Here is a 25,805-nt window from a genome sequence, read left to right as displayed (position 1 = left end):
GTGAATAAGTCTCAACGGACTGTAATTTAAGTCATAGAAATGCATCTTTCTTCTAGCGATGCTTATTATGTTAACCTTTTATTTTTACTACCTTTTTAATAAATGCTAAAAAAATGTGCGCATCACACTTATCTTGTTGGTGTTGTGTTTCACAGTTCCTGTTCGAATAACGTCAGAATGGCGACGTAGAGTTGATGAGTGGTAAAGCTGTTGGCGGGTGTCACGAAAATGGTGTCATCGCCAGCAATGGTGCCGAGAATGCCTTCCGATTTTCCTAGCGAGTCCAGCAAGCGGGCAATGAGCTGTGCCGCACCTGGGCTGGTGTGGATCACCACAATGGCATCGTTGTGATCGATGTCCAGTACTAGGTTCTTCAACGGGCTGGTGGCGGTTGGCATACCGAGTTCGGCTGGAAGGCAATACACCATTTCCATTTTAGCATTACGGGTACGCACAGCGCCGAATTTGGTCAGCATACGTGACACTTTGGATTGGTTAATATTTTCGAAGCCTTCGTCCTGTAGCGCGAAAACGATCTCGCCTTGAGAACTGAATTTTTCTTCTTTCAATAGCGTTTTAAACGCTTTGATGAGATCTCACTGCTTTGCGGGATTACGCATTTTGTACCATGGAATGTTGACGACATAAGTGATAATTATACATAATTATTCAATAAAAAACAGCCCGAGGGAAACATTTATAAACCGGGTGGCAAAGAAAGAAAGAGATTTTAGCAAAACCTGCCCCTGATAAATATGCCCTTTCAGCGACTAAAAACGGCAGAGGTAGTAAATAAAATATTACATATAAAGTGTAATATTACCATGGGCTAACTTGCCTATGAATAACTTCGCACTATTTTTGATTAGTGTGCGCCATGTCCTTCAGTCGCCAGCGATTTAATTTAGAATGAACTCGCTGTAGCTCATTTTATTGTCACGATTCTGGAACAGAACGTTAAAGAATTATTTTTAAAATGTGTAATAATTTAAAGTGGCGTTGTTGAATAAATCGAACTTTTGGCCGGCACGAGGATCCGATCACTCTCCTTCTGTCAAAATAGCGACATTCCGTGGCAAAGCAAAAGTTCAACATCACCAACTGGAAGGCTTACAACAACGCCCTTATCACTCGGGGCTCACTCACTTGCTGGGTGGATGAAACGGCACTTCATGCCTGGTACTGCGAGGCAAAACCTTCTCTGCGTGGTCGCCGATAACATTATTCCGATATAGCAATGACCAGCGTAATGGCAATCACCAGCGTATTGATGCTGAAACGGATTTTCGGCCTGACACTTCGCGCCCTCCAGGGCTTCGTCGACTCCATTGTCACACTGATTAAAGTGCCGTTGAACTGCCCGGACGACACCTGCATCAGTAAGCGGGAGAAGTCCGGCCATGTCCCGTTTAAAACCCCAACGCTGGGTGAAATTGCGCACCTCGTTATCGACTCTAGCGGGCTCAACGCTCAACGTGTTGGGTTAAGGGGAGTGGAAGGTAAAAAAACACGGTCAGGAAAAACGGCGGATCTGGTGAAAACTGCATTTGGCCGTAGATACAGCAACACATGAGGTCATCTGTGCTGACCTTTCCTTGAGCAATGTCACCGATATATAAGCCTTCCCAGGTCTCATCCGTCAGAGGTACCGTAAAATCAAAGTCGCCTAGGCGGATCGGGCTTAGGATACGCGAGTGTGTGATGATGAGTTAAGGGGCAAGAAGCTCAAGGCGTTAATACCGCCCAGCAGCGGAGCCCGTTATTGGTCGGCAGACTATGCAGAACGAAATCAAGCGGTGGCGAACCAGCGCGTTACCAGAGACAATACACGGTGATAAAGTATCACAGGCTACCACCGACGTTCGATAGCGGCAACAGCGAGGTACAGAGTAAAACAGCTATTTGGTGTTCCCCTATCGCTGCGAGATTATGATGGGCAAGTTGCAGAGGCGCTAGCCATGATCTGTGCATTAAACAAGATGACGCTCGCCAGTATGCCAGAAAGTGTACGCGTTGCCTGAAAGATACCCATTCAGGGGACTTTTTATTCCAAATCCGATTTATTCAACAACGCCATTTAAAGTTAGTACCTAACGTATTCACAGCACTTTATATTCAAGATGATTAATAAAAGGAGTATAGGATGAAAGTTGCAGTTCTCGGTGCTGCTGGCGGTATCGGCCAGGCCCTCTCCCTTCTACTTATAACCCAGCTTCCTTCAGGTTCTGAACTCTCTCTCTATGACATTGCCCCTATTACCCCTGGTGTTGCCGTTGACTTAAGTCACATACCCACCACAGTTAAAATCAAAGGATTCTGTGGTGAAGACGCGACTCCTGCTTTGCATGGCGCGGATGTGGTGCTTATCTCTGCCGGCGTTGCGCGCAAACCAGGCATGGATCGTGCCGATTTGTTCAATGTTAACGCCGGTATCGTGCGCAATTTGATCGAACAAGTGGCGAAAACCTGCCCGAAAGCCTGCATCGGCATTATCACCAACCCGGTCAATACCACGGTAGCCATCGCGGCAGAAGTGCTGAAAAAGGCCGGCGTATATGATAGGAATAAACTGTTCGGAGTGACCTCGCTGGATGTCATCCGTTCCAACACCTTCGTGGCTGAGCTGAAAGGCAAGCAGCCGCAAGAGCTGAATGTGCCGGTTATCGGTGGCCACTCTGGTGTCACTATCTTGCCGCTGCTGTCACAGATCCCTGGCTTGAGCTTCACGGAGCAGGAAATAGCAGATCTAACCAAGCGTATTCAGAATGCCGGTACTGAAGTGGTTGAAGCCAAAGCCGGTGGTGGGTCAGCTACCCTGTCCATGTGCCTAGCGGCGGCCTGTTTCGGCCTGTCTTTGGTGCGGGCGCTACAGGGTGAAAAAGGCATGGTGGTATGCGCTTATGTTGAAGGTGACGGCAAGTACGCACGCTTCTTCGCACAGCCGCTGTTACTGGGCAAAAATGGTGTTGAAGAACGTCAAGACATCGGCACCCTGAGCGCATTCGAACAGCAAGCACTCACTGAGATGCTGGACGTGCTGCATAAAGATATCGAATTAGGCGAGAGATTTATTGATAACTGATCGTGGCAGAACTTTTGCATGCAGCAAATCGCCGGACAGGAGTCCGGCGGTTTTTTTTGGCCTACGCTTACGACTTAATACGTGCTTTTCGATCCAATAGGCGATCACTGTACGGATCAAAATAGCGGCTAGGCCAGATCTCTGAAGGATGTACACCGAGCGCCTAAGCGATCAGCCACTAACCTTTCGGCCAGGGGCGCGACAGCGCATTGGCCAACGTTGATGAACTCAAACCGGCACAGCGAGATACTGCTGCCAGTGTTGTTCCCTTCTTGCGTAGTGCCGCGATGATATTTGCAGGGTGCAAATCCTGATGCCTTGAATTCATTTTTACAATCCTTTTTAATTAGCAAAAGTTCACTTAGTGGTATAAATAACTGGTCAAGGTTAATTGTTTTAACAGTATGAAAAGCTTATACGTAAACAAATATATCATTAAATTTCTAAAAATATCCTAATTTTTACAAAAGATAACGCTACTCACAATTACTCAGAGATAATTGCTATGAAAAACGAGTGGTTTACTGCCAAAGATCTTACTAACATCTTAGGATTACCTTCCTCCACACAGTGAATAAATCAGATGGTTCGGCGCGAGGGATGGATCAGCAGAAGGCGAAAAGGCATGCAGGGGAAAGCTTTGGAATATCATATCAGTAGCTTGCCATATGGTGCTCACAACATATTGTTATTTAATGATAATATGGCGATTTATGAAGTGGAAAGGCAGGATACACTATCGGTGTGGGTTGAGTACTACTACTACCTAACGGAAAGTGAGCGCGATAAGATGTTCGCGTTTCTCATACGTGAAGGGATTGGTTGCCTGTTGGCGCGGATCTCCGACGGAAAGTAATCAGACTCTCCTGGTGCGTGTCTTATACCTATAAAGTTTTTTCGAAAACGCTATTTTCTTAAAATGCGCATTGCACTGCAAAGTAAACTGAAACCCGCCAATCCATTGGCATGGAGTGATATCTTCTCTAGCGTTGTTCCCCTCTTGCTTATACACTGGGTACTCAACCCCGATTCAGCGTTGTTGAATAAATCGAACTTTTGGCCGGCACGAGGATCAGATCACTCTCCTTCTGTCAAAATAGCGACATTCCGTGGCCCAGCAAAAGTTCAACATCACCAACTTGAAGGCTTACAACAACGCCCTTATCACTCGGGGTTCACTCACTTGCTGGGGGGATGAAACGGCACTTCATGCCTGGTACTGCGAGGCAAAACCTTCTCTGCGTGGTCGCCGATAACATTATTCCGATATGGCAATCACCAGCGTATTGATGCTGAAACGGATTTTAGGCCTGACACTTCGCGCCCTCCAGGGCTTCGTCGACTCCATTGTCACACTGATCAAAGTGCCGTTGAACTGCCCGGACGACACCTGCATCAGTAAGCGGGCAAAGTCCGGACATGTCCCGTTTAAAACCGCAACGCCGGGTGAAATTGCGCACTTCGTTATCGACTCTAGCGGGCTCAACGTGTTGGGTTAAAGGGAGTGGAAGGTAAAAAAACACGGTCACGAAAAATGGCGGATCTGGCGAAAACTGCATTTGGCCGTAGATACAGAAACACATGAGGTCATCTGTGCTGACCTCTCCTTGAGCAATGTCACCGATACCGAAGCCTTCCCAGGTCTTATCCGCCAGAGGTACCGTAACATCAAAGTCGCCTCGGCGGATCGGGCTTAGGATACGCGAGTGTGTGATGATGAGTTAAGGGGCAAGAAGCTCAAGGCGTTAATACCGCCCAGCAGCGGAGCCCGTTATTGGTCGGCAGACTATGCAGACCGAAATCAAACGGTGGCGAACCAGCGCGTTACCGGAGACAACACACAGTGGAAAAGTATCACAGGCTACCACCGACGTTGGATAGCGGCAACAGCGAGGTACAGAGTAAAACAGCTATTTGGTGGTCACCTGTCGCTGCGAGATTATGATGGGCAAGTTGCAGAGGCGCTGGCCATGATCTGTGCATTAAACAAGATGCCGCTCTCCGGTATGCCAGAAAGTGTACGCCTTGCCTGAAAGCTGCCCATTCACGGGACTCTTTATTCCAAATCCGATTTATTCAACAACGCCCCCAGATTCCTAAAATTCATGTTCACACTCTTTTTTTGATTAGCAAAACCCATATTTATGGTATAATTAATATTTATAAGTTAGTTGTTTGAGTAACATGGAATGCTTATATGTATGGCAATAAAGACACCACTAACTCTCCTAAAAATATAAAAAATTTCTGAAAAATAATGTTACTCACAATGACTCAGAGATAATGGCTATGAAAAATGATTGGTTCGCTGCCAAGGATCTTACCAACATCGCAGGATTACCTTCTTCTACACAGGGAATAAATCTGATGGCTCGGCGAGAGAGATGGATCAGTCGCAGGCGAAAAGGCGTGCAAGGAAAAGCCTTGGAGTATCATATCAACAGCTTGCCGCACAATGTACGCAACCTGTTGTTATTAAATGAGGATGTGGCGGTTTATGAAGTGGAAAGGCAGGACCCGCTGACAGTGTGGATTGAGTACTACTATTACCTAACGGAAAGTGAGCGCGAAAAAATTCTTGCGTTTCTAATACGAAAAGGGATTTGTGGCCTGCTGGCGTGCATCACCGAGGATAAGTAGTCAGGCTCATGCTGCGAGCCTGTGCCTGTAAAGGTATTTTTAGAAACGACAAACTTCCTAAAATTCGCGTTGTACCGCCAAGCGAGCCAGGCCCTCCAGCGCATCGCGATACGGCGATTTCGGCAGTGCTTGCAGTGCGGCGATCGCCTTGTTGGCTTCTTCCTCAGCGCGATTATGGGCGTATTCCAGTGAAGCGTATTGCTGCATGGCCTGTAGCACCGGTTCCAGCAGATGTCGCCTGTTGCCTTGTTCAATGGCCTCACGGATCATCGATCTTTGCGCTTCGTCGCCATGATGCATGGCATGCAGCAGCGGTAGAGTTGGTTTCCCTTCATTCAAATCGTCACCGGTATTTTTACCCAAGGTGCTGCCATTGGCGCTATAATCGAGCAGATCGTCGATCAATTGGAATGCGGTACCGAGGTAGCAGCCATAATCCTGCAATGCTTTTTCTTCCGCCTGGTTGGCACCGGATAAGATCGCCGATGACTGTGCCGCTGATTCAAACAATCGAGCGGTTTTTCTGTAGATCACCTGCATATAGCTTTCTTCAGTGATGTCAGGATCGTGCACGTTCATTAACTGAAGCACTTCGCCTTCGGCAATCACGTTTACCGCCTCGGACATCAGCGCTAGCACGCGCAGCGATTTCAGACTGGTCATCATTTGGAAGGCACGGGTATAGATAAAGTCGCCGACCAGCACGCTGGCGGCATTGCCGAATGCGGCGTTGGCAGTGGCTTTTCCTCGGCGCATATCGGATTCATCCACCACGTCGTCATGCAGCAGTGTAGCGGTATGAATAAATTCGATCAGCGCTGCAACGATAACATGCTTGTTGCCTTCATAGTTCAATGCCCGCGCTGCCAGCACAGCGATCATAGGCCGGATGCGCTTACCGCCACCACTGATAATGTAATAGCCAAGCTGATTAATGAGTGTGACATCGGAGTGCAATTGTTCCAGAATTGCTGCGTTCACAGCCCTCATATCTTGTGAGGTTAACACGGTAATTTGCTCTAGATTCATGGTTTTTTTTTCAGTTGTGTTTCTCTTCACCGTGTATTGAGAGTGCTTCCTACATCGGTACATAACGATAACTGTTGCTTGATTGTACTTGAAAAACGGTGCAGATAAACGCTCTCAAAGAAACTGTGGTTTTTTTCTTCTTTTTTCTGCTTCTGGCGTTATTGTGCTCTTGTCATGTGCCAGTTTTTACGTATAATTCTCGCCCTATTATAAATATTTATGGCGCGCTCTATACTAAATTAGAAGAGCACGCGGAAAGCGGAGTTTTATATGTACGCGGTTTTCCAAAGTGGTGGTAAACAACACCGAGTAAGCGAAGGTCAGACCGTTCGCTTGGAAAAGCTGGACATTGCAACTGGTGAAGCAGTTGAGTTTGACCAGATTCTGATGATCGCTAATGGCGAAAATGTCAAAATCGGCGTTCCCTTCGTCGATGGCGGCAAGATCAACGCTGAAGTTGTTGCACATGGTCGCGGCGAGAAAATCAAGATTGTTAAGTTTCGTCGTCGGAAGCACTACCGTAAGCAGCAGGGCCACCGTCAGTGGTTTACTGATGTTAAAATCACCAGCGTCAGCGCTTAAGTTAGGAGAGCGGATTAATGGCACATAAAAAAGCTGGCGGATCGACGCGTAACGGTCGCGACTCACAAGCTAAACGTCTGGGCGTGAAACGTTTTGGCTGCGAAGCAGTACTAGCTGGCAGCATCATCGTTCGTCAGCGTGGCACCAAATTCCACGCCGGTAATAACGTGGGTTGCGGTAAAGACCACACACTGTTTGCTTTGAAAGACGGTAAAGTCAAATTCGAAGTTAAAGGCCCGAACAATCGTAAATTCATCAGCATCGAAGCTTAGTAATTTTTTGAGCCTTCATTGATGTAAGCCCCGCAATCTATATCGGGGCCCTCTGCATTTATGCCTTTCATACTTTAATCCACAGGCAAGACGCGCCAACCTTGGCAACGGGGCTGGCCGTGTTCGGGGCTTTGTTAAATAAATCGGATTTGGAATAAAGAGTCCCCTGAATGGGCATCTTTCCTTTCTGACATACCGGAGAGCGGCATCTTGTTTAATGCACAGATCATGGCCAGCGCCTCTGCAACTTGCCCATCATAATCTCGCAGCGACAGGTGACCACCAAATAGCTGTTTTACTCTGTACCTCGCTGTTGCCGCTATCCAACGTCGGTGGTAGCCTGTGATACTTTTCCACTGTGTGTTGTCTCCGGTAACGCGCTGGTTCGCCACCGTTTGATTTCGGTCTGCATAGTCTGCCGACCAATAACGGGCTCCGCTGCTGGGCGGTATTAACGCCTTGAGCTTCTTGCCCCTTAACTCATCATCACACACTCGCGTATCCTAAGCCCGATCCGCCGAGGCGACTTTGATGTTACGGTACCTCTGGCGGATAAGACCTGGGAAGGCTTCGGTATCGGTGACATTGCTCAAGGAGAGGTCAGCACAGATGACCTCATGTGTTTCTGTATCTACGGCCAAATGCAGTTTTCGCCAGATCCGCCGTTTTTCCTGACCGTGTTTTTTTACCTTCCACTCCCCTTAACCCAACACGTTGAGCGTTGAGCCCGCTAGAGTCGATAACGAGGTGCGCAATTTCACCCGGCGTTGGGGTTTTAAACGGGACATGGCCGGACTTCGCCCGCTTACTGATGCAGGTGTCGTCCGGGCAGTTCAACGGCACTTTGATCAGTGTGACAATGGAGTCGACGAAGCCCTGGAGGGCGAGAAGTGTCAGGCCGAAAATCCGTTTCAGCATCAATACGCTGGTGATTGCCATTACGCTGGTCATTGCCATATCGGAATAATGTTGTCGGCGACCACGCAGAGAAGGTTTTGCCTCGCAGTACCAGGCGTAAAGAGCTGTTTCATCCACCGAGAAAGTGAGTGAACCCCGAGCGATAAGGGCGTTGTTGTAAGCCTTCCAGTTGGTGATGTTGAACTTTTGCTGGGCAACGGAATGTCGCTATTTTGACAGAAGGAGAGTGATCTGATCCGCGTGCCGGCCAAAAGTTTGATTTATTCAACAACGCCTGTGTTCGGACTAATGCTCGGTAACAATAAGCTGGTATACTCTTAAATGTTTTTGTATGGCATATAAGGCTCATAAAATGAGCATATTATTAAGAGGGGAAGCAATGCCTGCTATAAATCCTAAAGTCAGAAAAGCGGTGATCCCGGTTGCAGGCTTGGGAACACGGATGTTGCCAGCAACTAAAGCTATCCCGAAAGAAATGTTGCCATTGGTGGACAAACCCTTGATCCAGTACGTGGTCAATGAATGCATTGCGGCGGGGATTATCGAGATTGTGTTGGTCACCCATTCTTCCAAAAACTCAATTGAGAACCATTTTGACACCAGCTTTGAGCTGGAAGCAATACTGGAAAAACGCGTTAAGCGCCAGTTGCTGGATGAAGTTCAGTCGATTTGCCCCAAAGGCGTTACCGTTATGCAGGTACGCCAGGGGGTGACTAAGGGATTGGGGCACGCTGTTATGTGTGCTTATCCGATGGTAGGGGATGAACCGGTCGCTGTGGTATTGCCGGACGTGATCCTTGACGAATATAGCGCCGATCTGGGAAAAGACAATTTACACGAAATGCTGCGACGTTTCGATGCGACTGGCATCAGCCAGATTATGGTTGAACCGGTACCACATAACTATGTCGGGAATTACGGCATAGCAAATTGCCAAGGCTATGAGTTGCAGCCAGGGGAGAGTGCTCCGATGGTCAGTGTGATCGAAAAACCGACGCTGGGCACAGCGCCTTCCAACCTGGCCATTGTTGGCCGCTATGTGTTATCCGCCAATATTTGGCTGCTACTAGCGAAAACACCTCCAGGCTCAGGCGATGAAATCCAACTCACCGATAGCATTGAGATGCTGATGCAGCAGGAGACAGTAGAAGCTTACCATCTTAAAGGTATTAGCCATGATTGCGGTAACAAGCTGGGTTATATGCAGGCTTTCGTCCAATATGGTATGCGCCACGCTAACCTAGGCAAAGATTTTTCTCAGTGGTTACAACGGTTGATAACCGCTGCAAAGAAATAATTTATTGATAATTTGAAGAACTAGGATTTTCCCATGAAAGTTACAGTTTTTGGCATTGGCTATGTTGGTCTTGTGCAAGCAGCGGTGCTGGCTGAGGTCGGTCATGACGTTATGTGTATTGACGTTGATGAGCATAAAGTCGAAAACTTGAAAAAAGGGAATATCCCTATTTTTGAACCTGGCCTGGCACCGTTGGTGCAGCAAAACTATGAAGCTGGCCGCCTGCATTTCACCACCGACGCAAAGGCAGGCATTGCTCACGGCACTATCCAATTCATCGCCGTTGGCACACCGCCGGACGAGGATGGTTCTGCCGATTTGCAATACGTGACCGCAGTAGCGCGTACTATCGCCGAGCACATGACCGCTCGTAAAGTTGTGGTTGACAAGTCCACCGTGCCGGTCGGCACAGCGGATAAGGTGCGTCAGGTGATGGCCACAACGTTGGAAAAACGCGGCAGAAACGTGCCGTTCGATGTGGTGTCCAACCCGGAGTTTCTGAAGGAAGGGGCTGCGGTCGCCAACTGCATGCGCCCTGATCGCATCGTTATCGGTAGCGACAGCAAAGAGATGATCGAACCTATTCGTGAACTGTACGAGCCGTTCAACCGCAATCATGATCGTATGATAATGATGGATATCCGTAGTGCTGAATTGACCAAGTATGCCGCCAACTGCATGCTGGCGACAAAAATCAGCTTTATGAACGAAATGTCGAACTTGGCGGAAATGCTGGGTGCGGATATCGAAAAAGTGCGTCAGGGTATCGGTTCCGATTCACGTATCGGCTATCACTTTATCTATCCAGGCTGCGGCTACGGTGGTTCCTGCTTCCCGAAAGACGTCCAAGCGCTGATCCGCACTGCGGAACACATCGGCTACCAGCCGAAGCTGTTACAGGCGGTTGATCAGGTTAACTATCAGCAGAAATACAAGCTAAACAGGCTTATTAGCGACTACTTTGGTGAAGATCTGAAGGGTAAAACTTTCTCCCTGTGGGGGTTGGCGTTCAAGCCTAATACCGACGATATGCGTGAAGCGTCCAGCCGTGTGTTGATGGAACAGTTATGGCAGGCTGGAGCCACGGTACAGGCTTACGATCCAGCAGCGATGCTTGAGGTTCAGCGCATCTATGGCCAACGTAATGATCTCAAAGTGATGGATACAAAAGAGGCTGCGCTACAAGGTGCTGACGCTTTGGTGATCTGTACCGAGTGGCAGAGCTTCCGCTCACCGGATTTCGATATTATCAAAGGGGCGTTAAAGCAACCGGTCATCTTTGATGGTCGCAACTTATTTGATCCTGAACGTCTTAAAAACTGTGGTTTTACCTATTATGCAATTGGCCGTGGCTCCTCTATTAAGCCAGTAATTTAAGGGGGAGGGAATGAAATTCCTGGTTACAGGTGCCGCAGGATTTATTGGTTATAATGTAGCAGCGCGATTGTTGGCCGACGGGCATCAGATTGTCGGTATCGACAACCTGAATGATTACTATGATGTGGCTCTGAAACTGGCTCGTCTTGATCTGTTGGTTAATAAGCCAAGGTTTCAGTTTATTAAATTGGATTTGGCTGACCGCGAGGGGATAGCGGCAATATTTGCCGAGCATAACTTTCAACGGGTTATTCATCTGGCTGCTCAGGCTGGTGTGCGATACTCGCTAGAAAACCCGTTGGCCTACGCTGATGCAAATCTTATTGGCCATTTAAATGTACTGGAAGGCTGTCGTCGTAATAAAGCTGAGCATTTGTTGTATGCCTCTTCCAGTTCAGTTTATGGCCTGAATCGTAAGCTGCCATTTTCTACTGAAGATTCCGTTGATCACCCTATATCACTGTATGCGGCGACCAAGAAAGCCAATGAACTGATGTCGCATAGCTATTCCCATTTATACGGTATTCCCACCACCGGATTGCGCTTCTTTACTGTATATGGCCCTTGGGGCAGGCCAGATATGGCACTATTCAAGTTTACCAAGGCCATATTGGCGGGGGATAGCATTGATGTATATAACCATGGTGAAATGTACCGCGATTTTACCTATATTGATGATATCACTGAAGCCATAGTGCGATTGCAAGCGATTATACCTCAGGCGGATCCAGAATGGGTTGTGGAAGAGGGATCGCCGACTACTAGTTCCGCACCTTATCATGTTTATAATATCGGTAACAACACCCCAGTAAAGCTGATGGAATATATCAGTGCGCTCGAACATGCGTTAGGGATAACTGCGCATAAAAATATGCTTTCAATGCAATCTGGTGACATTTTGGATACTCATGCAGATATCGCTGAGCTTCACAAAGCTATCGGTTTTGAACCGGCAACTAGCGTGCAGGAAGGGGTAAAAAGCTTTGTAAATTGGTACCGGGAATTTTATAAATTTCAATGATTGAGTAGTTGTGTAGATGCAGGGATAATAGAGTGGCTACGGCTCCTTTTTTATACCTGCATTGGCATTGTTGAAGAAATCAAACATTTGGCCGGCACGAGGATCAGATCACTCTCCTTCTGTCAAAATAGCGACATTCGATGGCCCAGCAAAAGTTCAACATCACCAACTGGAAGGCTTACAACAACGCCCTTATCGCTCGGGGTTCACTCACTTTCTCGGTGGATGAAACGGCACTTTACGCCTGGTACTGCGAGGCAAAACTTTCTCTGCGTGGTCGCCGACAACATTATTCCGATATGGCAATCACCAGCGTATTGATGCTGAAACGGATTTTCGGCCTGACACTTCGCGCCCTCCAGGGCTTCGTCGACTCCATTGTCACACTGATCAAAGAGCCGTTGAACTACCCGGACGACACCTGCATCAGTAAGCGGGCAAAGTCCGGCCATGTCCCGTTTCCCGTTTAAAACCCCAACGCCGGGTGAAATTGCGCACCTCGTTATCGACTCTAGCGGGCTCAACGTGTTGGGTGAAGGGGAGTGGAAGGTAAAAAAACACGGTCAGGGGAAAATTATCACAGGCTACCACCGACGTTCGATAGCGGCAACAGCGAGGTACAGAGTAAAACAGCTATTTGGTGGTCACCTGTCGCTGCGAGATTATGATGGGCAAGTTGCAGAGGCGCTGGCCATGATCTATGCATTAAACAAGATGCCGCTCGCCGGTATGCCAGAAAGTGTATGCCTTGCCTGAAAGATGCCCATTCACGGGACTCTTTATTCCAAATCCGATTTATTCAACAAAGCCACCTGCATTGCAGATAATTCGCCGGAGAAACTTGATACGGTATTTTCAGATATTTACCTAAGAAGGTAATCGTCAGTTCGGCTTATAATGTTGCAAAAAAGGCTCCCCTAAGGAGAGCCTTATGTATACGGAGCTAGGAGTTATTACAACAGGAAATCATCCAAAGATTTACCTTGCTCTTCGATAGCTTTCTTAATCACCGCTGGAGTACGGCCTTGACCTGTCCAGGTTTTGAGTTCGCCATTTTCATCTTTATATTGGTATTTAGCAGGACGTGTCGCACGCTTTGCTTTACCCACTACTTTACCCACTGCTTTAGTCGCCGCCATAGTTTGCAACAATTCATTTGGATCGATGCCATCAGCAATGATCATTTCACGATATTGTTGCAATTTGCGAGTGCGTTCTTCAATTTCTGCTTGAGCCTGACTTTCTTCTTCGTGTCGTTCATTCACGACAACTTCCAGTTTCTCAAGCATTTCTTCCAGCGTTTCCAGGCTACATTCTCTTGCCTGAGCGCGTATAGTGCGGATGTTGTTCAAAATCTTTAATGCTTCGCTCATTGTCCTAGTCTCAAATTATATTGGTGTGGGTGTGTATAATAATAGAGTGCTCTTTTCTTTTCTGCAATAGCTAACATGGTCTTAATACTCAAATTAACCGTTTTAAAAAATGGTCAATCAGATCTGACAAGCTAATATAGATAGGATTATTAAGTATTACCACTTTAATTTTAAGTCAAATTTACAGTAGTTGTGGTATGTTGATGCATAAAAAGGCTTTTATGGATAAGTAATAGCAGTAATTTGTATCATTATTGCAATGAGCTTTACAGGGGTAACCGCGCAAAGGCTTGGTAAACATTGCCGAGATTGGCGGATATACCGCTAAAGACTACGCCAAAGTGTACTGTTTTGGTCATCTGATGCCATTAAATACCTCAGCGCTGTTTAATACGCTTCCAGCGCTATTCAACGCACAAGTTGGTAACGTGCACTATTCTAGGCATTAATGTGGGCATCTACATCAGAAATAATTAATAGTGCTGTCAGATAGTGATTATCCCGCAAATAGATGTATAAGCTAGGCGAGCGTAGAACGATATGTTTCATAGTGAAAGCGCATTATTACCTAAAGCAGGTGATTGTACTCGTGAAGGCTGAGCATGCGGACTTGCTGTGGTACACTGGCTGCCAAGAGTTAGGTCTGAATATTTCTTATACTATTGGAGTTGCTGGCTCATGGCTCAACTTTATTTTTATTACTCTGCTATGAATGCCGGAAAATCTACCGCATTGTTGCAATCTTCATATAATTATCAAGAACGTGGTATGCGCACGCTGGTGTTTACCGCTGAAATTGATCACCGTTTTGGTATGGGTAAGGTGAGTTCGCGCATTGGCCTGTCTTCTCTGGCACAGCTCTATAATAACGACTCTATACTGTACACTATGATCAGTCATCAGCATCAACAGCAGCCGATTCATTGCGTTTTACTGGATGAAAGCCAATTTCTGACCAAAGCGCAGGTAGAGCAACTATGCGATGTCGTAGACCAATTGGATATTCCGGTGTTGTGTTACGGCCTGCGTACCGATTTTCTGGGGGAGTTGTTTATCGGTAGCCAATACTTGCTAGCCTGGGCTGATAAGTTGGTTGAATTGAAAACCATCTGTCACTGCGGAAGAAAAGCGAACCGGGTGCTGCGGCTGGATGAAAATGGTCAGGCGACGCAAGCTGGCGAGCAAGTGGTAACAGGGGGTAATGAGAGCTATGTTTCTGTATGCCGCAAGCATTATAAAGAGTCTATTTACTGCTTTGTTGAATAAATCGGATTTGGAATAAAGAGTCCCGTGAATTGGCATCTTTCAGGCAAGGCGTACACTTTCTGGCATACCGGCGAGCGGCATCTTGTTTAATGCACAGATCATGGCCAGCGCCTCTGCAACTTGCCCATCATAATCTCGCAGCGACAGGTGACCACCAAATAGCTGTTTTACTCTGTACCTCGCTGTTGCCGCTATCGAACGTCGGTGGTAGCCTATGATACTTTTCCCCTGACCGTGTTTTTTTACCTTCCACTCCCCTTCACCCAACACGTTGAGCCCGCTAGAGTCGATAACGAGGTGCGCAATTTCACCCGGCGTTGGGGTTTTAAACGGGACATGGCCGGACTTCGCCCGCTTACTGATGCAGGTGTCGTCCGGGCAGTTCAACGGCACTTTGATCAGTGTGACAATGGAATCGAAGAAGCCCTGTAGGGCGCGAAGTGTCAGGCCGAAAATCCGTTTCAGCATCAATACGCTGGTGATTGCCATATCGGAATAATGTGGTGGGCGACCACGCAGAGAAGGTTTTGCCTCGCAGTACCAGGCGTGAAGTGCCGTTTCATCCACCGAGAAAGTGAGTGAACCCCGAGCGATAAGGGCGTTGTTGTAAGCCTTTCAGTTGGTGATGTTGAACTTTTGCTGGGCCACGGAATGTCGCTATTTTGACAGAAGGATAGTGATCTGATCCTCGTGCCGGCCAAAGGTTTGATTTATTCAACAACCCCCTGCAAAGTAAAAACGCCCATCTGCAACAGTCAGGGCGGATTGCTCAGGCCAATCTCGACCTGGGACAACAGCGCCTGAGCCTGACGGCGTAAAAGAACCAGGAAGATATTGCCAACAAGCAGTGGGAACTGAGCCTGAAAGAGGGAGAAAAGAACAGCAAGGCGCAGACTACCCAGCAAAATGCCGTACAAAAGATGCAGGACTACGTGGGCGCGTATCAAAACCATGTCGATCAGGTCTCGAACATGCTGGACAACCTAAACCGTGTGAAAGGAATTGACCCCAAGGTGTTTTACGGTGTGTTCGGTTTTGGCGGAGGCATTAAGTCAATCATCCCCGGTACAGCGGCAGCGGATGCCTGGGCATGGATAGAACAGATGAAGGGGCAGGCGTGTCAGATGGGGGTAGTCAGCCTGAAAGGCACAGGGGGCGGGATAACTAATCTTGAGGTAGAAGGGGCGGCGCGGGCCTTCCTGAATATCAACCAAAACATGTCACCCAAGGCAGCACTCTCGGCTATCGATAGCTAGCAGAAGGTACTGGATCGACAGGTAACCAACTTAAGGCGCGAGAAGTCTACCATCGATACTTACCAGCAGAAGATCAGCGCAACGCCGCCGTTCCGCGCCCTGGACAGCGTGAAGGGGGTTACACCTTTATGGGTGGCGATCCGGGTAACCCTACTAACTGGAGAAAGTAGTTATGGCAGGTCCCTGGGAAAAATACCAAAACAGGCCTATAGACACGCCCCCTTTGGCGGAGCCGTGGACAAAATACCCACCACACACGGCCGATCCTGCGTCACCGCAGAATAATGACGGTGATCCGGTTGCTACTGCCGAGCAGCGGTTTGGCCTGCCGCCAGGATTGCTCAACGCAGTGATTAGCAAGGAGAGCAGCGGCAATACCGGGGCGACCAGCGGAAAAGGGGCCATCGGGCTGACGCAGATCATGCCCGACACGGCACGGGGGATAGGTTATGACCCGGACGCGCTAAAACGCGATCCATGACTTCAGATCGAGGCTGGCGCACGCTACCTCAAGCAGATGCTTTACGCGCATGGCAACGTTCCTGACGCGCTGGCAGCCTACAACTGGGGGCCAAGCAACATGCGGAAGTTCCTTCGAGGGGAGAAAACGCAAATTCCTGCAGAAACAGTAGGTTATGTGATGGATCCGCGTTTTGCGCCGTGGACACAGGCTGCGCAGCCGGGTAGCAAAAACGAGTTGATGCAGATCAGGCAAGCAGGCCGCCGTGAATGTGGCCAATATTGTGCCAACCGTTTACGACGCGCTGGCTGGTACGGTGAACCATGCCGAGGCGGCCCTGGCCGGGCGTCCTGCTGATTACACCTCCATCGGACGTTTTGAACTCCCCGAGAGTATGAAACCCACGGATCCTTACGCGCAACTGGCGGCTGAGATGGGGCCATACCTGATCACCGGCTTGGGCGCTGAACGTACCGCAGCGGCAACGTCGGGGCGTGCCGAACGCCTGGCGACGCAGGCTGCCACACTTTTGGCTGAGAACACCCCAGGTGCGCTCTCGCAGGGGACACAGAATCACAATTTGGTGGGTAATCTGGCGGGGAGTGCGATAGGTCGAGGCATTGTCGCGGGCGGCGGGCGCATTGCAGGGGTGTTAAGGGATGCAGTCCCCCGTGAAGGGCGGGCAGCAGTACCCGTGGCTGAGCCAGATATACCCGACATGAAACAGGTAGCCGTGCGTGTAGGGGCGGTAGCCGATCACGCCATCCCGGCAAACATGGCGGAGACCGCAAAGGATGTCGCCCCCCGCCAGGAAGTTATCGATGCCGCCAGGCAATTGGGGCTGAGCGAAGAGGATTTGCTGCTGTCCCATGTGTCTGGTAATGCTGCCTATCGAGACTTTGAACAGGCCCTGAAATCGGTTCCCGGTTCGCAACTGGCGGCGCAGGAAAACCAGGCGCTGGCCAAAATCGCAAAACGGGCCTCAACGTTGACTGATGCCGCAGGCGCGTTGCCTGACAAGGCCGCCATGAACGATAATTTTTTATCCTCTTTCCAGCGCGGCATAGCGAAAGTGCAAAGCAAATCCGATCAACTTTATAACCAGATCACAACAGCGATCCCCAAGGGTCAACCCGTTGAGGCCCAAAACATTATTCGCTACCTGGATCGCAAGGCGGACGAACTCTGGGGGGCAGAGTATTTATCGACAAAGGAAAAACAGGTTTATAACGCGGTGGCTCCTGCGGGGCCTGATGCTACGGTACCTACTTACGCCAGACTGGACACTATCCGTAAGCAGATGTGGCAGGCAATCGGTAAAAAACACGGGGCCATTCCGTGATAAGGAAACAGAGGCGCTCAAGTAGCTTTATGCGATGCTGACGCCTGATCAGGAAAAGGCGGCTGTTGATGCGGGCATGGCGGCTAAATGGCAGGCCGCTAAAAAGCTGACCCGTGTCCAGCATACCATGTAGGACGCGTTGACCGGTATGCTAGGTAAAGACTTACCGGGTGATATTAGCACCAAGGCCGGGGTAGCCTTGCTAAATCTGGCCAAAGGAGATGCCAAAGGATTTAGGGCGCTGCAATAGGATATCCCGTCACATAGGATTCGGCGAGAGGCGGTGGCCACGTCACTGCGCGATGCCTTTAGTCAAGGCAGCCGTAAAAAAAACGCGTTCCACTTGCCTGGGTTTGTTGACTGGTACCAGGGTTTGAAATCTTCCTGCACTATGCCGATGGTGGAGCGTGAACTGGGCGCACAGACAGGCGCGTGAAGGGAATGTTTAGACGGGCCAGTGACATTTATCACACAGTTTGATGCCAAATATGGCGTGCTGGACAAGATCTATCGCCATGGCAGGGGGGGCGTTCGTGTCTACCCTTCTGGGTCATATACCCGTGGTGCGGCCGACACTGAGTGATGGCGCGGTTGCAGGCATGGCGGCTAAATAAGCCAACCGTACGGCACGGAGTGTGGCTGCGGACAGGTTACTGGCCTCTCCCGAGTTCCGTGCCATCGTACAGCAGTCCAACGGCCCTCGCCTGTCTGAGCGGGGGCAACAAGCCGTTGATCGCAGAAATGGAAGCACGTATCGCCAACGACCCTGCCTGGAAAGCGTTTTTTTGAACGCTGACACGCGAAGATAAACAGGCCATTGCACGGCAAGGTGTTATCGGCGGGCTTTCCGAAAGAGACGATAACCCTAAAGATTAATATTTTCTCAAAAACAATCCTCCCGCAAAGCGTGCCTTGCGGGGCTTTCGCCTATATGGAGAATCAACCATGTCAGACACAACACCCAACATTGTTGCGGCTATGCCGTCCCAACTGTTTACGTTAGCGCGAACGTTTAAAGCGGCTTCAGGAGGGAAGATTTACGTTGGTGAGATGTATAAAGACCCAACACTCCCCGAAAACCAAATACAGGTGTATCTGGAGAATGAATATGGGTCATGTGTCCCTGTTGCCCAGCCTATACTGCTTAATTTCGGGGGGTATCCGGTTTATAACGGTCAGATTGCCAAGTTTGTGACCAAACAAAGTCATTCGATGGCGGTTTATGACGCGCGTACTGTACCGCAGTTCTATTTTCCAAAGAACGTGGGTCACACTGCACGCGCATCGCTAACCGATTTTTGGGTCACCAAACTCAGCGATGAGACAAACAGCAACGATGAGACCACGGCGGCAACGCCAAAATCGGTGACGGACGCGTTCACTGGCGCAAAAGGGGTAAACCTTGGGGATGTCATGACGGTGGGGGCGAGATACCCACCGAATGGATCGAAATGCACAACGTTTATGTCTAACGATACTCCGCATTTATCTGCTGCGAAGGGCAACGGGAAACCCGCGCTGGAAATCAGTAACCAAGGCAATAAAGATGCGGAAGCCGCGCTATTGCTACACCGTGAGGGGGATTTTACCACTTATTTTGGTTTAGATACCGATAATGCTTTTGCCATAGGCGGATTCTCCCTGGATGGGAAACGGTATCGACTTTATCACGAAGTTTTTACCCGTGGCCTGGCAAGGATATCTGAAGGGGTAGGTTGGCGTAAGGATGAGAACACCGGATTTATCATTCAATGCGGACAAACGGTCACCCGAGGCATTAATGAGGATGCCAATCTTTGGCAAAGTTTTAACGTCCCTTTTCATGAAGGTGTATGGGCAATATCGCTAACACCGTACTGGCCGGGGCGTAACGCGTGGGATAAGTCATATGACTATGGGCCTCTAATGGGCGGTTACAACAACGATGGGTTTAACTGGAATAAGCAAATTTTTGGAAATGTGCACAGTGACTGGGACTGTGGCATGCACTGGCTGGCGATAGGAAAATAACCATGGACTACATGTTTAATGCAAAAAATGCTTCTTTCTACCCACTTGTGATAAAGGAAGATTATGAGGCGTCTGGCACATGGCCAGAGGATGGGGTATTGGTGGATGAAGAGGTGTTTAAGACCTATATCGGTCATGCACCCCCAGGTAAGATGCGTGGTGCAGACGACAAAGGCTACCCGGAATGGGTAGATATTCCGCCACCCCCACCGCCCACATATGAGCAACTGGTATCGTCAGCAGACTATCAACGGGAGCAATGGCTGATCAAGGCGGGACTGACGGTAGGCCAGCTTCAGGATGCTGTCGATCTCGGTATCGTAACGGAGGAGAAATACGCTAAGCTAACCGAGTGAAAACGTTTTCGGGTGGCGGCGTGTCGTATCGAACCTACGCTAGCGCCTGATATTGATTGACCTGAGCCGCCGCGCGGTTTTGAATAACCGTGTTGGGGTTTTTATGTTGGAGGCTATGTTATCCCCTACTTGGTGTGGAGCGCGGTGGATCTATGCATTGTCCGTTTCAGAAGATTGGTGATTTCTAGGATAAAAGCAAGGTCAAAATGATTGTTAACTTATTTATTTTTCGTAGTGAAAATGTAGTAAATTGGCATCTTTTGTAGCTTATTTTATAATCTATAAATCAATTAAGTTATTGAATTTAATTAAATATTTTAAATGTATGAGCGCTTTACCTTGCAAATGTTCCCCCTCAGGTTTGTGCTGTTTAGTTGACTGCGGCAGGGTAAATGCCCATGTATACCCCAGCGTGATGATAGTGTCACTAAGATGCCGTTGAGAGTCCAGCTGGGTTTTCAACAATACCTGAAAAATAGCAGCGCTACACCATGCGCACCACACTAGCGATATAAACCCTGCAACTCGATATAGCGCTGCACCGAGCGTGGCAGAAGATCGTCGCAGTTTATCCCCTGATGATGACGCTGGCGGATCTCTGTAGCGGAAATTTCCAGCTCTGGTGTGTCAGCCAGGTAGATATAGCCATGCGGTTGCTGGCTGAGCAGCATGGCATCGGTAACGCAATGGCGTTCCAGCCACTGCTGTAGCTCCGGCGTATCCAGACGATCATGGTAACCTGGGCGTGCCAGTACCAGTGGGTGGCAAAGATCAAGCAGTGACTGCCAGCGATACCATTTATGCAGCTTCGACAGCGAGTCCTGGCCAATGACAAACGCCAGCGGCATCATCATGCCACGTTCTTCACGCACTGCCTCCAAGGTTTCGATAGTATAAGAAGGGGTGGTGCGGTGCAGTTCGCGATCGTCAACCGTAAACAGTGGGTTGCCGGTGATCGCCAACTCCACCATTTTTAGCCGTTGTGGCGCGTTGGCTTCAGGCTGTGGGCGGTGCGGTGGCACATGGTTCGGCAACAGGGTGACACTATCCAGGCCTACCTCTGCGGCCAGCGCTTCAACCGGCCGCAGATGACCATAATGGATCGGATCAAAGGTGCCACCAAACAAGGCCTGCAGTGTGCTGTTGCTTGGCGGATTATTGACCATAGGTAAAACTCGCAGGCAGGGTTTTGCCGCACAGCAGCATTGACAGGGTTTCTAACGGTTGCCAAACCGACTGACCATAGTCTTGCTTGAGGTTCAGTTCAATCTGCGCCAGCTGTTGCACCGCATGCTGCAGTTGGCTGGCAGACAACCGTTGTACTGCCTGGGTCATCAGATTTCGGCGATTTTGCCAGACCTTGTGCTGATCGAACAGCGTGCGCAGCGGCACTGAAGCCATACGGCGTTGTAGGGTCAGCAACAGCAGCAGTTCACGTTGCAAAATACGCAGTAGGATCGTCAGCTCGATATCCTCCTGCTGCAACTGCTGCAAAATATGCCAAGCGCGTTTGCTCTTGCCTGCCAGTAGGGCATCCAGCCAATGGAACGGCGTAAAGTGAGAGGCATCGTTAACTGCCTGCTCGACGCGCGGTAGGGTGAGTTTGCCATCAGGGTGTAGTAGCGATAGCCTTTCCAGCGCCTGCGACAGCGCCAGCAGGTTGCCTTCGTAGCAGTAACACAGCAATTGATTGGCCGCGTTGTCTAATTCCAGCTTCATAAGTTTGGCGCGAGCGGCAACCCAGCGAGGAAGTTTCATTTGTTCCGGCGCTTGGCAACTGACGCAAACAGCCTTTGTGCTGAGTGCTTTAAACCAGGCGCTGTTTTCCTGTGCCTTGGTCAAATGTGGGCCGCGCAATATCAGCAATATATCGTTATGCAGCAGGGCAGAAAGTTTGATCAACTGATCTCCAATCGGCTCAGTCGGGCCGTTTTCCGGAAACATTAGCAGCAGTGTTTGGCGGCTAGCGAACAGGCTCATTTCCTGGCAAATGCTGAAGATGGTATCCCAGTCGGTATGGGCATTGAGAGAAATGCTGTGGTGCTCGCTGAACTGCTGCTGCGCGGCCTGTCGGATCAAATCCTGGCTTTCCTGTAACATCAGCGGTTCATTGCCGCTCAATAAATAACACGCGCACAGCTTTTCTCGGAGCTGTGCGGCAAGTTGCTCAGGGTAAAGGCGGATCATTACGCGGCGTCAATGGTCGATTTTTCACCGATGGCAGTGGCTTGCCGATGGGTTTCTTCTGCCGCTGCATGCACCGTTAGCAGTTTACGCACTAATTGCTGTGCGGCCTGATCGCACATTTCCTGACGAATGATTTCCTGCTCGGAATCTTTTGCCAGCGCGGTCAGCGGGTTGTCAAAGAATGAACGGAACACGCTTACTGACAAGGGGTAGAGGTCTTGACCAGGAAGCAGTACCTGTGCCTGCACCGTCAGTACCATTTGATACTCGGCGGTTTTACCATTCTGGAAGATTGACGCGGTGTCCTGGCTCTCGCGAGTGTTAATGATGCTCAGGGATGGAACGTCCGTACGCTTTGCATCTTTGACGATGGCAAAGCCGTTCAGGCGTAATTGTTGATGCACTGCACGGGTCAATGGCCCGTAAAGATCCGGGCTGTCCAATATCAGCGTTTTCATTTCCTGAGGAACCTGCGTGGTGCCACGCAGGTGAAAACCGCAGCCAGCAGTGACCAGCATCACTAACCCCAGCAATAGCGTCAGAATACGTTGTCGCACAATTCCTCCTTGTGTTAACCCACTACCAGGTTAAGCAGTTTTCCCGGAACATAGATCACTTTACGAAGTGTAACCCCGTCCAGATATTTAGCCACCAGATGTTCCTCGGCAGCGCGCGCTCGCACCTGTTCTTCGGTTGCATCGGCTGCTACGGTGATTTTTGCACGCACCTTGCCGTTAACTTGCACTACCACCAGTTTGGAATCTTCGACCATGGCTTGTTCATCGGCAACGGGCCAAGGCGCGGTGTCAATATCGCCTTCGCCGCCCAGTGCCTGCCACAGCGAAAAACCTATATGCGGGGTAAACGGGTAAAGCATACGAACCACGGCCAGCAGTGCTTCTTGCAGTAGGGCGCTATCCTGTTCGCTTTCCTGCGGTGCACGCGCCAGCTTGTTCATCAGCTCCATCACGGCGGCGATCGCGGTGTTGAAAGTTTGTCGGTGGCCGATATCGTCGCTCACCTTGGCGATGGTTTTGTGCAGATCGCGGCGCAGCGTTTTCTGATCTTCATTCAATGTGGTGACGTCCAGCGGCTGTACCGCGCCTTTCTCAAGGTGATCGTAGGTCAGTTTCCAGACGCGTTTCAGGAAACGGCTAGCCCCTTCTACACCGGACTCTTGCCATTCCAGCGTCATTTCAGCCGGTGAGGCGAACATCATGAACAGACGCACGGTGTCCGCGCCGTATTTCTCTACCATCTCTTGCGGGTCGATGCCGTTGTTCTTCGACTTAGACATTTTGCTCATGCCAGCATAGACCAGTTCGCGCCCTTGTGGATCGGCAGCTTTGACAATACGGCCCTTGACGTCACGCTCAACGGTGGCGTCAGTTGGGGAAACCCAGATGCGCTCGCCGCTACTGCCGGTGTAGTAGAAAGCATCGGCCAGCACCATACCTTGACACAGCAGGCGTTTGGCCGGTTCGTCGGAGTCCACCAGGCCAGCATCGCGCATCAGCTTATGGAAGAAGCGGAAATATATCAGGTGCATGATGGCGTTTTCGATACCACCGATATATTGATCGACCGGCAGCCAATAGTTGGCGGCAGTGGGATCTAGCATGCCGTGATGGTACTGCGGGCAGGTGTAACGCGCGTAGTACCAGGACGACTCCATAAAGGTATCAAAGGTGTCTGTTTCGCGCAGTGCTAGCTGGCCGTTGACGCGGGTTTTTGCCCACTCAGGATCGGCTTTGATCGGGCTGGTAATGCCGTCCATCATCACGTCTTCCGGCAGTATTACTGGCAGTTGGTCTTTTGGCGTCGGTATCACAGTGCCATCTTCCAGCGTCACCATCGGGATTGGCGCACCCCAGTAGCGTTGACGGGAGACACCCCAATCGCGCAGACGGTAGTTGACTTTGTGCTGAGCCACGCCGTTGGCGACCAGTTTATCAGCGATGGCATTGAAGCCAGCTTGGCTCTTCAGGCCGTCGAACTCGCCGGAGTTGAACAGTGTACCTTTCTCGGTCATTGCTGCGGTGTGCACGTCCGGCTGGCTCCCATCCCGGTTCAGGATAACCGGTATGATTGGCAGATGATACTTAGTTGCGAACTCCCAATCGCGTTGATCGTGAGCTGGCACCGCCATCACTGAACCAGTGCCGTATTCCATCAACACAAAGTTAGCCACCCAGATCGGTAGCTTTTCGCCGCTGAATGGGTGGGTAACGAACAGGCCGGTCGACATGCCTTTCTTTTCCATTGTCGCTATTTCGGCTTCGGCGACTTTGGTTTCACTGCACTGTTGGATAAATTCAGCCAGTGCCGGGTTGTTGCGTGCGCCCTGTTGCGCGAGTGGGTGGCCTGCGGCCACGGCCACATAGGTGGCCCCCATAAAGGTATCGGGGCGGGTGGTGTAAACCGTCAACTTCTGATCGCTATTGGCAACCTCAAAGGTGATGTCCACGCCTGCGGAGCGTCCAATCCAGTTGCGCTGCATAGTTTTGACCTGCTCAGGCCAGCTTTCAAGGGTGTCTAGATCGTTCAGCAGTTGATCCGCATAATCAGTGATCTTGATAAACCACTGCGGGATCTCTTTGCGCTCGACCTTGGTGTCGCAGCGCCAGCAGCCGCCGTCGATAACCTGTTCATTGGCCAGTACGGTCAGATCATGTGGGCACCAGTTCACTGCCGAGGTTTTCTTGTAGACCAAACCTTTTTCGTACAGCTTGGTGAAGAACCACTGTTCCCAACGATAGTAGTCAGGTTGGCAGGTAGCGATCTCGCGATCCCAGTCATAGCCAAAGCCCAGCATTTTCAGTTGGTTCTTCATATATTCGATGTTGTCGTAGGTCCACGGAGCTGGCGCGGTGTGGTTCTTCACCGCAGCGCCTTCTGCCGGAAGGCCGAAGGCATCCCAACCGATGGGTTGCAGCACGTTTTTAACTAGCATGCGCTGATAGCGCGAGATGACATCGCCGATAGTATAGTTACGAACATGCCCCATGTGCAGCCGACCAGAGGGGTATGGCAGCATAGATAGGCAGTAGTATTTTTCCTTGCTGGCGTCTTCGGTAACCTTAAAAGTTTGCTTCTCTTGCCAGTGAAGTTGTACGCTCGATTCTATGTCTTCTGGACGGTATTGCTCTTGCATGGCGGCTGATGATCCTGTAAGTAAAACCGTTATCCTAATCAGAGATAACGCAATGGCGATGTAATATGCGTAGATGCGCATAGCATAGCTGATAAGACCTCCCTGCAACAACACCGAGCGCCCAACTTAACGCATTAAAAACTTGGCAGGATATAAGATCCTACGTGTTGCACACGAGCCAAA

General features: G+C 49.8%; 29 protein-coding genes and 8 pseudogenes. 23 read left to right on the top strand and 14 right to left on the bottom strand.

From position 1 onward, the window contains the following. Window positions 1–149 precede the first annotated feature (149 nt). Window positions 150–590: a transcriptional regulator ArgR gene (argR, locus tag AACL06_RS09730; protein ID WP_339038389.1), complete on the bottom strand. Its 441-nt coding sequence runs from the start codon at window positions 588–590 to the stop codon at window positions 150–152. 409 nt (window positions 591–999) lie between these two features. Between argR and AACL06_RS09725 the strand changes: the two genes are divergently transcribed. From AACL06_RS09725 to mdh, 3 genes and pseudogenes are all read left to right on the top strand, one after another. Further along, window positions 1,000–1,161, top strand: a complete 162-nt coding sequence (locus tag AACL06_RS09725) for a hypothetical protein (protein ID WP_339037058.1) — start codon at window positions 1,000–1,002, stop codon at window positions 1,159–1,161. Beyond that, window positions 1,094–2,021, top strand: a pseudogene (locus AACL06_RS09720) (IS5 family transposase). The gene AACL06_RS09725 and the pseudogene AACL06_RS09720 overlap by 68 nt, the downstream one beginning before the upstream one ends. A gap of 122 nt (window positions 2,022–2,143) precedes the next feature. Continuing rightward, window positions 2,144–3,082 carry a malate dehydrogenase gene (gene mdh, locus AACL06_RS09715; RefSeq protein ID WP_339037057.1) on the top strand — a complete coding sequence of 313 codons (939 nt, stop codon included), beginning with the start codon at window positions 2,144–2,146 and terminating at the stop codon, window positions 3,080–3,082. A gap of 67 nt (window positions 3,083–3,149) precedes the next feature. Here the strand turns inward: mdh and AACL06_RS09710 are convergent. Beyond that, window positions 3,150–3,410: pseudogene (locus AACL06_RS09710) on the bottom strand (helix-turn-helix domain-containing protein). Window positions 3,411–3,587: 177 nt separating this feature from the next. Here AACL06_RS09710 and AACL06_RS09705 point away from each other — a divergent pair. From AACL06_RS09705 to AACL06_RS09690, 4 genes and pseudogenes are all read left to right on the top strand, one after another. Then, window positions 3,588–3,938 (top strand): annotated as a pseudogene (locus tag AACL06_RS09705) (DNA-binding protein). Window positions 3,939–4,118: 180 nt separating this feature from the next. Beyond that, window positions 4,119–4,280 carry a hypothetical protein gene (locus AACL06_RS09700; RefSeq protein ID WP_339037056.1) on the top strand — a complete coding sequence of 54 codons (162 nt, stop codon included), beginning with the start codon at window positions 4,119–4,121 and terminating at the stop codon, window positions 4,278–4,280. Further along, a pseudogene (locus AACL06_RS09695) lies at window positions 4,213–5,115 on the top strand (IS5 family transposase). Before AACL06_RS09700 ends, AACL06_RS09695 begins: the two are co-directional and overlap by 68 nt. Window positions 5,116–5,371: 256 nt before the next feature. Next, window positions 5,372–5,722 carry a DNA-binding protein gene (locus tag AACL06_RS09690; RefSeq protein ID WP_339037055.1) on the top strand — a complete coding sequence of 117 codons (351 nt, stop codon included), beginning with the start codon at window positions 5,372–5,374 and terminating at the stop codon, window positions 5,720–5,722. A gap of 57 nt (window positions 5,723–5,779) precedes the next feature. Here the strand turns inward: AACL06_RS09690 and ispB are convergent, their stop codons facing one another. Next, window positions 5,780–6,751 (bottom strand): octaprenyl diphosphate synthase, encoded by a 972-nt coding sequence (gene ispB, locus AACL06_RS09685; RefSeq protein WP_339037054.1) that lies wholly within the window; start codon window positions 6,749–6,751, stop codon window positions 5,780–5,782. A gap of 270 nt (window positions 6,752–7,021) precedes the next feature. Here ispB and rplU point away from each other — a divergent pair, with 270 nt between their 5' ends. Both rplU and rpmA read left to right on the top strand, forming a co-directional pair. After that, entirely contained in the window at window positions 7,022–7,333 is a 312-nt protein-coding gene (gene rplU, locus AACL06_RS09680; RefSeq protein ID WP_339037052.1) for a 50S ribosomal protein L21, read from the top strand. A gap of 17 nt (window positions 7,334–7,350) precedes the next feature. Next, the gene (rpmA, locus tag AACL06_RS09675; RefSeq protein WP_339037050.1) at window positions 7,351–7,605 is read left to right on the top strand and encodes a 50S ribosomal protein L27; all 255 of its coding nucleotides are present in this window, start codon (window positions 7,351–7,353) and stop codon (window positions 7,603–7,605) included. Between the two features lie 134 nt (window positions 7,606–7,739). Here rpmA and AACL06_RS09670 read toward each other — a convergent pair. Together AACL06_RS09670 and AACL06_RS09665 are read right to left on the bottom strand one after the other, a co-directional pair. Next, window positions 7,740–8,700: pseudogene (locus tag AACL06_RS09670) on the bottom strand (IS5 family transposase). Next, a complete protein-coding gene (locus AACL06_RS09665; RefSeq protein ID WP_339037048.1) occupies window positions 8,633–8,794 on the bottom strand; it encodes a hypothetical protein in 162 nt (53 codons plus the stop codon). The pseudogene AACL06_RS09670 and the gene AACL06_RS09665 overlap by 68 nt, the downstream one beginning before the upstream one ends. Before the next feature lie 108 nt (window positions 8,795–8,902). Here AACL06_RS09665 and galU point away from each other — a divergent pair, with 108 nt between their 5' ends. The 6 genes and pseudogenes from galU to AACL06_RS09635 all read left to right on the top strand — a co-directional run bounded on the left by galU (window position 8,903) and on the right by AACL06_RS09635 (window position 13,089). After that, entirely contained in the window at window positions 8,903–9,820 is a 918-nt protein-coding gene (gene galU / locus AACL06_RS09660; RefSeq protein WP_339037046.1) for a UTP--glucose-1-phosphate uridylyltransferase GalU, read from the top strand. A gap of 33 nt (window positions 9,821–9,853) precedes the next feature. After that, a complete protein-coding gene (locus AACL06_RS09655) occupies window positions 9,854–11,197 on the top strand; it encodes a UDP-glucose/GDP-mannose dehydrogenase family protein (protein WP_339037044.1) in 1,344 nt (447 codons plus the stop codon). A gap of 10 nt (window positions 11,198–11,207) precedes the next feature. After that, window positions 11,208–12,218 (top strand): NAD-dependent epimerase, encoded by a 1,011-nt coding sequence (locus tag AACL06_RS09650; RefSeq protein WP_339037041.1) that lies wholly within the window; start codon window positions 11,208–11,210, stop codon window positions 12,216–12,218. Between the two features lie 67 nt (window positions 12,219–12,285). Continuing rightward, window positions 12,286–12,447: a hypothetical protein gene (locus tag AACL06_RS09645; protein WP_339037039.1), complete on the top strand. Its 162-nt coding sequence runs from the start codon at window positions 12,286–12,288 to the stop codon at window positions 12,445–12,447. Next, window positions 12,380–12,974, top strand: a pseudogene (locus tag AACL06_RS09640) (transposase). Before AACL06_RS09645 ends, AACL06_RS09640 begins: the two are co-directional and overlap by 68 nt. Then, window positions 12,958–13,089, top strand: a complete 132-nt coding sequence (locus AACL06_RS09635) for a hypothetical protein (RefSeq protein ID WP_339037036.1) — start codon at window positions 12,958–12,960, stop codon at window positions 13,087–13,089. Before AACL06_RS09640 ends, AACL06_RS09635 begins: the two are co-directional and overlap by 17 nt. 82 nt (window positions 13,090–13,171) lie before the next feature. Here AACL06_RS09635 and hns read toward each other — a convergent pair whose 3' ends face one another. Next, the gene (gene hns, locus AACL06_RS09630) at window positions 13,172–13,591 is read right to left on the bottom strand and encodes a histone-like nucleoid-structuring protein H-NS (protein WP_339037034.1); all 420 of its coding nucleotides are present in this window, start codon (window positions 13,589–13,591) and stop codon (window positions 13,172–13,174) included. 678 nt (window positions 13,592–14,269) lie between these two features. On the opposite strand from hns, the gene AACL06_RS09625 reads away from it, so the two are divergent. Then, the gene (locus AACL06_RS09625) at window positions 14,270–14,857 is read left to right on the top strand and encodes a thymidine kinase (protein ID WP_339037032.1); all 588 of its coding nucleotides are present in this window, start codon (window positions 14,270–14,272) and stop codon (window positions 14,855–14,857) included. Between the two features lie 39 nt (window positions 14,858–14,896). Here the strand turns inward: AACL06_RS09625 and AACL06_RS09620 are convergent, their stop codons facing one another. From AACL06_RS09620 to AACL06_RS09610, 3 genes are read right to left on the bottom strand one after another with little or no spacing between them, the layout of a single operon-like run. Further along, window positions 14,897–15,451 carry a transposase gene (locus AACL06_RS09620; protein WP_339038387.1) on the bottom strand — a complete coding sequence of 185 codons (555 nt, stop codon included), beginning with the start codon at window positions 15,449–15,451 and terminating at the stop codon, window positions 14,897–14,899. Next, on the bottom strand, window positions 15,417–15,578 hold the full coding sequence (locus AACL06_RS09615; protein ID WP_339037030.1) for a hypothetical protein: 162 nt from the start codon (window positions 15,576–15,578) through the stop codon (window positions 15,417–15,419). Before AACL06_RS09615 ends, AACL06_RS09620 begins: the two co-directional genes overlap by 35 nt. Window positions 15,579–15,612: 34 nt before the next feature. Next, window positions 15,613–15,774: a hypothetical protein gene (locus AACL06_RS09610; protein WP_339037028.1), complete on the bottom strand. Its 162-nt coding sequence runs from the start codon at window positions 15,772–15,774 to the stop codon at window positions 15,613–15,615. Between the two features lie 3 nt (window positions 15,775–15,777). On the opposite strand from AACL06_RS09610, the gene AACL06_RS09605 reads away from it, so the two are divergent. From AACL06_RS09605 to AACL06_RS09580, 7 genes and pseudogenes are all read left to right on the top strand, one after another. Further along, window positions 15,778–16,113, top strand: a complete 336-nt coding sequence (locus tag AACL06_RS09605; protein ID WP_339037026.1) for a hypothetical protein — start codon at window positions 15,778–15,780, stop codon at window positions 16,111–16,113. A gap of 172 nt (window positions 16,114–16,285) precedes the next feature. Further along, window positions 16,286–16,930: pseudogene (locus AACL06_RS09600) on the top strand (lytic transglycosylase domain-containing protein). Further along, window positions 16,845–17,915: a hypothetical protein gene (locus AACL06_RS09595; protein WP_339037024.1), complete on the top strand. Its 1,071-nt coding sequence runs from the start codon at window positions 16,845–16,847 to the stop codon at window positions 17,913–17,915. The pseudogene AACL06_RS09600 and the gene AACL06_RS09595 overlap by 86 nt, the downstream one beginning before the upstream one ends. A gap of 283 nt (window positions 17,916–18,198) precedes the next feature. Beyond that, window positions 18,199–18,351, top strand: coding sequence for a hypothetical protein (locus AACL06_RS09590; protein WP_339037022.1), 153 nt, complete (start codon window positions 18,199–18,201; stop codon window positions 18,349–18,351). A gap of 509 nt (window positions 18,352–18,860) precedes the next feature. Beyond that, window positions 18,861–19,172: pseudogene (locus AACL06_RS09585) on the top strand (phage tailspike protein); the annotation flags it as partial. A gap of 6 nt (window positions 19,173–19,178) precedes the next feature. Further along, a complete protein-coding gene (locus AACL06_RS10715; RefSeq protein WP_425336942.1) occupies window positions 19,179–19,925 on the top strand; it encodes a phage tail protein in 747 nt (248 codons plus the stop codon). A 2-nt stretch (window positions 19,926–19,927) separates the two neighbouring features. Continuing rightward, the gene (locus AACL06_RS09580; protein WP_339037021.1) at window positions 19,928–20,281 is read left to right on the top strand and encodes a tail fiber assembly protein; all 354 of its coding nucleotides are present in this window, start codon (window positions 19,928–19,930) and stop codon (window positions 20,279–20,281) included. 279 nt (window positions 20,282–20,560) lie between these two features. Here AACL06_RS09580 and AACL06_RS09575 read toward each other — a convergent pair whose 3' ends face one another. From AACL06_RS09575 to leuS, 5 genes are read right to left on the bottom strand one after another with little or no spacing between them, the layout of a single operon-like run. Next, window positions 20,561–20,746 (bottom strand): hypothetical protein, encoded by a 186-nt coding sequence (locus AACL06_RS09575; protein ID WP_339037019.1) that lies wholly within the window; start codon window positions 20,744–20,746, stop codon window positions 20,561–20,563. A 38-nt stretch (window positions 20,747–20,784) separates the two neighbouring features. After that, window positions 20,785–21,447 (bottom strand): nicotinate-nucleotide adenylyltransferase, encoded by a 663-nt coding sequence (gene nadD / locus AACL06_RS09570; RefSeq protein ID WP_339037017.1) that lies wholly within the window; start codon window positions 21,445–21,447, stop codon window positions 20,785–20,787. Next, window positions 21,437–22,468 carry a DNA polymerase III subunit delta gene (gene holA / locus AACL06_RS09565; RefSeq protein ID WP_339037015.1) on the bottom strand — a complete coding sequence of 344 codons (1,032 nt, stop codon included), beginning with the start codon at window positions 22,466–22,468 and terminating at the stop codon, window positions 21,437–21,439. Before holA ends, nadD begins: the two co-directional genes overlap by 11 nt. Then, entirely contained in the window at window positions 22,468–23,025 is a 558-nt protein-coding gene (gene lptE, locus AACL06_RS09560; RefSeq protein WP_339037013.1) for an LPS assembly lipoprotein LptE, read from the bottom strand. Before lptE ends, holA begins: the two co-directional genes overlap by 1 nt. Before the next feature lie 14 nt (window positions 23,026–23,039). Beyond that, window positions 23,040–25,622, bottom strand: coding sequence for a leucine--tRNA ligase (gene leuS, locus AACL06_RS09555; RefSeq protein ID WP_339037012.1), 2,583 nt, complete (start codon window positions 25,620–25,622; stop codon window positions 23,040–23,042). Window positions 25,623–25,805 lie beyond the last annotated feature (183 nt).

The organism is Serratia symbiotica (Periphyllus acericola), assembly GCF_964019515.1.
Classification (GTDB): Bacteria; Pseudomonadota; Gammaproteobacteria; order Enterobacterales; family Enterobacteriaceae; genus Serratia; species Serratia symbiotica_D.
Note: the sequence above shows the minus strand (reverse complement) of the source record. Positions and strands in the feature narration are given on the sequence as shown.